The sequence below is a fragment of the Micromonospora sp. D75 genome, from assembly GCF_018070405.1.
Classification (GTDB): domain Bacteria; phylum Actinomycetota; class Actinomycetes; order Mycobacteriales; family Micromonosporaceae; genus Micromonospora; species Micromonospora chalcea.
In genome coordinates, this window is sequence record NZ_JAGPXV010000313.1 from 1 (window position 1) to 6,886 (window position 6,886).

7 protein-coding genes are annotated in these 6,886 nt (G+C 74.3%); 4 read left to right on the forward strand and 3 right to left on the reverse strand.

The window, feature by feature from the left end:
* Positions 1-448 (forward strand): MFS transporter (locus KBX39_RS18790; RefSeq protein ID WP_369010116.1); only part of this gene is annotated, 448 nt, incomplete at its 5' end.
* Positions 449-528: 80 nt separating this feature from the next.
* Positions 529-1,779, forward strand: coding sequence for an MFS transporter (locus tag KBX39_RS18795; RefSeq protein ID WP_210871754.1), 1,251 nt, complete (start codon positions 529-531; stop codon positions 1,777-1,779).
* Between the two features lie 374 nt (positions 1,780-2,153).
* Here the strand turns inward: KBX39_RS18795 and KBX39_RS18800 are convergent, their stop codons facing one another.
* From KBX39_RS18800 to mshA, 3 genes are all read right to left on the reverse strand, one after another.
* Positions 2,154-3,098 carry a hypothetical protein gene (locus tag KBX39_RS18800; protein WP_247660350.1) on the reverse strand — a complete coding sequence of 315 codons (945 nt, stop codon included), beginning with the start codon at positions 3,096-3,098 and terminating at the stop codon, positions 2,154-2,156.
* Positions 3,099-3,175: 77 nt separating this feature from the next.
* Entirely contained in the window at positions 3,176-3,709 is a 534-nt protein-coding gene (locus tag KBX39_RS18805; RefSeq protein ID WP_043328058.1) for a YbjN domain-containing protein, read from the reverse strand.
* Between the two features lie 45 nt (positions 3,710-3,754).
* Positions 3,755-5,116 (reverse strand): D-inositol-3-phosphate glycosyltransferase, encoded by a 1,362-nt coding sequence (gene mshA / locus KBX39_RS18810; protein ID WP_043328056.1) that lies wholly within the window; start codon positions 5,114-5,116, stop codon positions 3,755-3,757.
* Between the two features lie 171 nt (positions 5,117-5,287).
* Here mshA and KBX39_RS18815 point away from each other — a divergent pair, with 171 nt between their 5' ends.
* Both KBX39_RS18815 and KBX39_RS18820 read left to right on the forward strand, forming a co-directional pair.
* Positions 5,288-6,052, forward strand: coding sequence for an SDR family NAD(P)-dependent oxidoreductase (locus KBX39_RS18815; RefSeq protein WP_210871756.1), 765 nt, complete (start codon positions 5,288-5,290; stop codon positions 6,050-6,052).
* Positions 6,052-6,834, forward strand: a complete 783-nt coding sequence (locus KBX39_RS18820; RefSeq protein ID WP_113973510.1) for a class I SAM-dependent methyltransferase — start codon at positions 6,052-6,054, stop codon at positions 6,832-6,834. The genes KBX39_RS18815 and KBX39_RS18820 overlap by 1 nt, the downstream gene beginning before the upstream one ends.
* Positions 6,835-6,886 lie beyond the last annotated feature (52 nt).

Here is a 6,886-nt window from a genome sequence, read left to right on the forward strand (position 1 = left end):
GGTGATGGGCGCCGGTTTCGGGCTCACCGCGTTCGCCGACACGGTCTGGCTCTACGGCCTGACCGTGCTGATCTGGACCGTCGGCGAGATGCTCAACTCGCCGTCCAACGCCACCCTGATCGCGGAGCTGTCCCCGGCCGCGCTGCGCGGCCGCTACCAGGGCGTCTTCTCGCTGTCCTGGCAGCTCGCCGGCGCCGCCGCGCCGATCCTCGGCGGCCTGGTCCGCGAGCAAGCCGGCAACAGCACGCTCTGGCTCGGCTGCGCGGGCATCGGCGTCGTGGCGGCCGTCGCCCACCTGATCTCCGGCCCGGCCCGGGAGCGCCGCGCGCTCGCGCTGCGCGCAGTGGGCACGCCGGTCGCGCCGGTCACCGCCACCGCCTCCCCGGCGCCCGAGGCGGCCGAGGCCGCGGCCACCGCACCCGCCGCGCCGGTCCGGGCCGGTTCCTGAGTACGCCCCGACGCGACCGCCCCGAGGCGGGTGGATACCGTACGGGACGGAATCGGTAAGGAAACCTTCCTGGAGGACTGGTGCACGGCCTGCGGCGCTGGTGGGACGACACGGCCGGCGGGCTCCCCGCCACGTTCTGGTACCTCTGGTCCGGCCTGCTGATCAACCGGGCCGGCGCGTTCGCGCTGCTGTTCCTGTCGCTGTACCTGACCGTCGCGCGGGGCGCCCCGCCGTCGCTGGCCGGGCTGGTGGTCGGCGCGTACGGGATCGGCGGCGCGGCCGGCACGCTGCTCGGCGGTGTGCTGGCGGACCGCTGGGGACGGCGGGCCACGCTGCTCGCCGCCCACCTGGTCGCCGCCGGGCTGATGGCGGCGCTGGCGTTCACCACGCACCTGGCGGTGATCGCCGTACTCGCCACGCTGGTCGGGGTGGCGCACTCGATGCCCAGCCCGGCGTTCGTGGCGGCCATCGTGGACGTGGTACCCGAGGCGCGCCGCTCCCGCGCGTTCAACCTGCAGTTCTGGGCGTTCAACCTGGGCATGGCGGTGGCCTCGCTGCTGGCCGGAATCCTCGCCGAGGCCAGCTTCACCGCGCTGTTCCTGGTCGACGCCGCAGCCACGCTGGCGGCGGCGGTGGTGATCGCGCTGAAGGTGCCGGAGACGCTCACCCGGCGGCCGGCGCTCACGCCACGGGCGGTGATGGGACGCCGTCCCGGGCTGCACACCGCGCTCACCGACCGCACGTTCCTGGTGTTCGTCGGGCTGACATTCCTGCTGGCAGTGCTGACCATGCAGACCTCGACGATCATGCCGCTGGCGATGCGCGCGGACGGCCTGCGCCCGTCGGCGTACGGGCTGGTGGTGGCGCTCGGCGGGGCGCTCATCGTGGTCGGGCAGCTGTTCGTGCCCCGGCTCATCGAGCCGTACCGCAAGTCGACGGTGCTGGCCGTCTCCACCGCGTTGATGGCGCTCGGGTTCGGCACGCTGACAGTCGCCGACGGGCTGCCGCTCTACCTCGGCGCGGCGGTGGTCTGGACGGCCGGGCAGATGCTCGCCGCGCCGCCGAACGCTCAGATCAACGCCGACCTCGCCCCGCCCGAGCTGCGCGCCCGCTACCAGTCGGTGTTCTACCTGACGTTCCCGGCCGCGTCGTTCGTCGCGCCGGCGCTGGGCGGGCTCAGCCTGGAACATCTGGGCGAGCGGCACTGGCTGGTGGTCGGCGTGCTCGGGCTGCTGGCCGCCGCCGGGCACCTGCTCGCCGGGCCGCCCCGGGAGCGCCGGGTCGCCGCGCTGCGGGCGGCAGCCGTGGAACCGGTCTCGTCTGCCCGCTGAACGCCGACAACGGCAGAGCGCCCATCCCGACCCCCGTCGAGATGGGCGCTCTGACCGTACGCCCGGCGGCGGCGGGCGACACTCACCCCCGTAAGCGTCGCCCGCTCGCGCCGCCGGTTCCACGGGTGGCACCGTCCCCCAACGGCGTGCTCCACCCGATCTTCGCATCTCGCCTGCGCGGATCTGATCGATCCACCGCTCCCCCGAACGGAAACAAGCGTGACGCGGTGCAATAAAGTTAGTTCGCCCAGATTCCGGATTCAACCCAGATCGCTGTCTTGCCCGTCACAGCGTCCGTGTCGGGAATCCGGCTGTCCGTGCTGCGGTCCCTGGGATGGCAAACACCGGGTTCCCGGGGTCCATTCCCGTAAACCTCAGCCGTCCTCGCGATTCGGGTTCTCGGTCCGGAAGAAGTTGCTCTGCCGCCCGTCCCGCATCTGCTCCTGGTAGATCAGGTTCAGCCGCCGCAGGTCGAACGTCCGGAACCAGTCGTCCCAGGTGATCTCCCGGATCCGGCTGCTCTCCCGGTAGCCGGGGATGTTGAACGTCAGCACCCCGGGCCGGCCCGCACGCTCGGTGCCGGCGATGGTGGCCGGCTTCGCGCCCCGCGCCCGCGCCCAGCGCTGGATCACCTCGTGGTTACGGGTGACCAGGCTCCGGCCCGGACGCTCCGGCCGGTCCGCGAGCGACGTGATGAGCTGCGACGATCCGATCGACCGGCTGGACGCCGGCCCACGGGTCGGCGCGCTCTGCGCCCGAGCCGACGTCGCCTTCCGGGCCGGTGCCGCCTTGGCGCGCGAAGGAGCGGTCTTCGCCCTCGACGGAGCCGCCTTCTTCGCCCGGGCGGGCGTGGCCTTCGCGCGGGACGGGGCCGCCTTCGCGCGCGTCGCGGTCGCCCGCGACGAGGTGGCCTTGGTGCGGGCGGGGGCCGCCTTGCGCGTACCCGTCGCCTTGGCCCTGGCACCGGTGGCCCGCGCGGCCGGCGCGGACTTGGCCGGCGACGTGGCCCGGCGGGCAGTGGTCTTCTTCGCGGCGGTGCTCTTGCGGGTCGCGGCCGGCCGCCCGGCCGGTCCGGAGCTGCGCCGCGCGGCGCCGCCCTCCCCGCGCATCGTCCGCGCCAGGGTCTTCACCAGTTCCGGCTTCCGCAGCGCGGAGATCCCGGAGACCCCGCGCCGCTTGAGCTGGCTGCGGATGTCGTCCACCTTCATCCGGGAGATCGCCGACTCCGACACCCTCGGGGTGTTCGGCGTCTGGTTGCCGCTTTGCCGCTTGGTCCGGGTCGCAGTCGTGCCGCGACCTGAGCTGTTGCGCTGAGCCATGGGACACGCTCCTCGACAGTCCGTCCTCGGCCCGCGGTGGGTCCCAATGCTCCGCACCGCGCGGGGCGGCATACCCGTCAGGAGGGCTCCGAACCTCCGGCGGGCGATCCGGCAGTGGCGGACGGCTCGAAGAGGTGCGCGAACGCGGCCAGGTTGGCAGTCGACTCGCCGCGCTTGACCCGCCACTCCCACTCCCGGCGGATCGCCGTGCCGAAGCCGATCTCCAGCATGCTGTCGAACGACTCGTCGGCGTACGTCAGCACGGAGCCCAGCAGCCGGTCCAGCTCGTCGGCGTCGACCCCGGCCAGGTTGACCCGACCGGTCAGGTAGACGTCGCCGACCGCGTCGATGGAGAACGAGACGCCGTACATGCGGGCGTTGCGCTGCAGCAGCCAGGCCCACAGCTCCTCGCGGCGCTCGTCGGGCTGGCGCATCACGAACGCCTCGACCCGCAGCGCGTGCTCGCCCACGATCAGGTTGCAGATCGTCTTGAGCTTGTGCGTGCCCGGCAGGGTCACCGCGTACGACGCCTCGCCGGTCGACTCCCACTCCAGCTCGCGCTCGGCGCAGACGGACTCGATCAGCGCGGCGACCTCACTCCTGCGGCTCATCGCACCCACTCTACGACCGGTCGACCGGGGCCGCCGGACGGGTGATCACCAGGAGCACAGCATCGCCGGGTCGCCGAGCCGCCGCGCCAGCCGGGCCCGGTGCTCGGTGATCGCCTCCCCGTAGACGGCGAGCAGGCCGGAGGCGGTGCGGTGCCAGGAGAAGTCCCGGGCGTGCCGCTCGGCGCCCCGGCCCAGCGCGGCACGGCGTACCGGATCGGGCAGCAGGCGCGCCAGCGCCCGGGCCCAGTCGACCGGGTCGTGGCCGTCGATGAGCATGCCGCTGACGCCGTCGCGTACCGCGGTGACCAGGCCGCCCACGGCGGCGGCCAGCACCGGCGTGCCGCACGCCTGGGCCTCCAGCGCGACCAGGCCGAACGACTCGTTGTGCGACGGCACCGCGACCAGGTCGGCGGCGCGGTAGAGGGCGGGCAGGTCCGCGCCGGTCTGCGGCGGCAGGAAACGCACCCGGTCGGCAATGCCGAGCGCGTGCGCCAGCTCGATCAGGGCGGTGGGCCGGTCCAGGCCACTGCCGCTGGGCCCGCCGCAGATCACCACGGTCAGCTCGTCGGCCAGCGCCGGATCCCGTTCACGCAGCGCGGCGGCGGCACGGACCAGCACGTCCGGCGCCTTGAGCGGCTGGATGCGGCCGACGAACGCGACCACGTACCCGTCGGCCGGCAGGCCGAGCCGGCGGCGTGCGGCCCGGGTCGCGGCGTCCCGGTCACCGACGGCGGGACGGAACCGCTCCAGGTCGACGCCGGGTTCCACGATCGCCACCCGGTCCGGGTCGGCCGCGTACCGGTCGAGCAGGTCACGGGCCTCGACCCGGGTGTTGGCGACCAGCCGGTCCGCCTCGGTGACCACCTGCTCCTCGCCGATCACGCGGGCCTTCGGCTCGGGGCGGTCCCCGGCGGCGAGGCGGGCGTTCTTGACCTTCGCCAGCGTGTGCGCGGTGTGCACCAGCGGTACGCCCCAGCGCTCCTTGGCCAGCCAGCCGACCTGACCGGAGAGCCAGTAGTGCGAGTGGATCAGGTCGTAGTGGCCCGGCGGGCGGGCCGCCTCGGCGCGCAGCACCCCGGCCGTGAAGGCGCAGAGCTGGCCCGGCAGCTCTTCCTTGGTCAGCCCCTCCAGCGGCCCGGCGGTGACGTGCCGGACGGACACGCCGGGCGCCACCTCGACCACCGGGGGCAGGTCACCGGCGGTGGCCCGGGTGAAGATCTCCACCTCGACGTCGGCCTCGGCCAGCCGCCGGGCCACCTCCAGGATGTAGACGTTCATGCCGCCCGCGTCACCGGTGCCGGGCTGGTGCAGCGGCGACGTGTGCACCGAGAGCGTGGCGATACGGCGCGGCCGCGGCCACGGCAGGGCACCTCGCTGACGACCGACACCGGTGTGCAAATCCGCCACGTCCGCTCCCTCTGTCACGGTTGATGCCGTCCCGCACGACCGGCGCTTCTCGGTCAACCCGTGTGCCGGATCTCATCTTCCCCATCGGGGTTCGGAAATGCCCTTCGCCGGGTCCCCGGCGTGACGGACCTCATCACCGCGCGCGGCCGGGCGGCGGTGGACAATGTCCGGATGACTTCAGTCGCCATCGTCACCGGGGCGTCCAGCGGGATCGGCGCGGCCACCGCCCGCCGGCTCGCCGCCGAGGGATTCCACGTGCTCGCCGCCGCCCGGCGTACCGACCGGCTCGCCGCGCTGGTCGCCGAGATCGAGGCGGCCGGCGGCGCGGCGAGCGCGGTGGCCTGCGACGTGACCTCGGACGAGTCGGTCGCCGGGCTGGCCGCCGCGGCCGAGGCCGCCCCCGGGCCGGTCACGCTGCTGGTGAACAACGCCGGCGGCGCGCGCGGCCTGGACCCGGTCGAGACGGCCGACGTGGGCGACTGGCAATGGATGTACGACGTCAACGTGCTCGGCACGCTGCGCGTCACCAAGGCGCTGCTCCCGGCGCTGGAGCGCTCCGGCGCCGGCACGATCGTGATCGTCAGCTCCACCGCCGGGCACGTCGTCTACGAGGGCGGCGGCGGCTACACGGCCGCAAAGCACGCGCAGACCGCGGTCGCCGGCACGCTGCGGCTCGAACTGTGCGGCCGACCGGTCCGGGTGATCGAGATCGACCCCGGCATGGTGAAGACCGAGGAGTTCGGCCTGGTCCGCTTCGGCGGTGACGCCGACCGGGCCGAGGCGATCTACGCCGGTGTCGCCGAACCGCTGGTGGCCGACGACGTGGCCGACTGCGTGGCCTGGTGCGCGACCCGCCCGCACCACGTCAACATCGACCGGCTCGTGGTCCGCCCGCTGGCCCAGGCCGCGCAGCACAAGGTGCACCGGGAGTCCTGATGGAGCGTCCGCTCGGCGTGGCCACCCGGGGCACCACCAACCCCAACCGGCTCCGGCGGGTGGACAACTGGATCGTCGAGACCTGCGGCGACGCGCTGCGTGCCGCCGCCGACCCGCTCGTGGTCGACCTCGGCTACGGCGCCACCCCGGTCACCCCGGTCGAGCTGCGGGCCCGTCTCGCGGCCGGGGTCCGCGCCGACGTGCGGGTGGTCGGCCTGGAGATCGATCCGGTACGCGTCGCTGCCGCCCTGCCCGCCGCCGACCCGCCCGGGCTGACGTTCGCCAGGGGCGGCTTCGAGCTGGCCGGACTGCGTCCCGCGCTGGTGCGGGCGTTCAACGTGCTCCGCCAGTACGACGAGAGCGAGGTGGCCGACGCCTGGCACACAGTCACCGGGCGGCTCGCGCCCGGCGGGCTGCTGGTCGAGGGCACCTGCGACGAGCTGGGGCGGCTCGGCTCCTGGGTGCTGCTGGACGCCACCGGTCCTCTCACGCTCACGTTGTCGGCGAAGCTGACCACGCTGGAGAGCCCGGCCACGCTCGCCGAGCGGCTGCCGAAGGCGCTGATCCACCGCAACGTGCCGGGTGAACGCATCCACGACCTGATCGAGGCGCTGGAGCAGGCGTGGCGCGCGGCCGCCGGCTACGCCCCGTTCGGCCCCCGGCAGCGCTGGCTGCGGACGGTCGAGGCGGTGAAGGAGTCAGGCTGGCCGATCCGGGACAGCCCTCGTACGTGGCGCCACGGCAACCTCACGCTCCCCTGGCCCGCCATCTCCCCCCGCTGACCCGCCCGCCCCCGCCCCCCCCCCCCCCCCCCCCCCGCCCATCAGTGGCGGG